At 67.6% G+C, this 1253-nt stretch carries 1 protein-coding gene; it reads left to right on the plus strand.

All coding sequences use genetic code 11. The annotated features are described in order from the left end of the window. The coding region (locus DBZ32_RS21935; RefSeq protein ID WP_162906921.1) for a methyl-accepting chemotaxis protein at window positions 1-1041 on the plus strand (1041 nt) is incomplete at its 5' end. Between the last annotated feature and the right edge of the window lie 212 nt (window positions 1042-1253).

Here is a 1253-nt window from a genome sequence, read left to right on the forward strand (position 1 = left end):
CGGCCGATCGGCGCCATGACCGGCGCCATGCGGCGCCTGGCGGACGGCGACAAGACGGTGGAGATCCCCGGTGTCGGCCAGAAGGACGAGATCGGGGAGATGGCGGAGGCCGTCCAGGTCTTCAAGGATTCGATGATCGAGTCTGAACGCCTGGCCGCCGAGCAACGTGAGGCGCAGGAAGAGCAGGTCGCCCGGGCCAAGCGTCTGGAGGAGCTGACGGCACAGTTTGACGCCGCGGTCTCTCAGGTGCTGCAGGGCGTGTCCGGTGCGGCGGAGGAGATGAACGCCACGGCGCAGTCCATGTCTTCGATCGCGGAAGAGACGCGGGTGCAGGCGACTTCGGCCTCCAGCGCCTCGACCCAGGCCTCGGCGAACGTGCAGACGGTGGCCTCGGCCTCGGAGGAGCTGTCCAGCTCGATCCGCGAGATCGCGCATCAGGTCGAGCAGTCGGCCAGCAGTTCGCGGGAGGCCGTGCAGCAAGCGAGCGACACCCAGGACACGGTGCGCCAGCTGGCCTCGGCGGCGGAGCGGATCGGCGAGGTCGTGAGCCTGATCTCGGACATTGCGGAGCAGACGAACCTTCTGGCGCTGAACGCGACCATCGAGGCGGCGCGGGCCGGCGAGGCCGGCAAGGGCTTCGCGGTGGTTGCGAGCGAGGTGAAGAACCTGGCGACCCAGACGGCCAAGGCGACCGAGGAGATCGGCCAGCAGATCGCCGAGATCCAGGGGGCGACCAGCGGCGCGGTCGAGGCGATCGAGGTGATCGCCAAGACGGTGGAAAAGCTCTCCGGTATCGCCAGCTCGATTTCGGCGGCGGTGGAGGAGCAGACAGCCGCCACCGGCGAGATCGCGCGCAACGTCCAGGAGGCGGCGACCGGTACCAGCGAGGTGACCCAGACGCTCTCGGGTGTGAACGACGGCGCCGACGAGACCAGCCGGGCGGCGGGCCAGGTGCTTTCGGCGGTTCAGGAATTGAGCCGTCAAACCGAAGGCTTGCGCGGCGAGGTCGATACCTTCTTGTCGGGAGTGAAGTCGGCGTAGAGCGCATTCGTCATCGGCGGGGTTTGAGAGAAGCGCGGGCCTGCAAAGGCTGGCGCGCCTCTCAAACTGGGTTTCCCGCTTCACGTGGAAAAGCCGGAGTGCATCCACTTCGCCGTCAGGCGATTGACCTGCTCTTGACAGCCGGACGCCCACGGGCTGCGCGGAAGGCTATCGCGCGGTGCCGTTCCTGAACGATCTCCGATGAAGACGAA

Origin of the sequence: Algihabitans albus (genome assembly GCF_003572205.1) — a bacterium.
In the GTDB taxonomy this organism is placed as follows: Bacteria; Pseudomonadota; Alphaproteobacteria; order Kiloniellales; family DSM-21159; genus Algihabitans; species Algihabitans albus.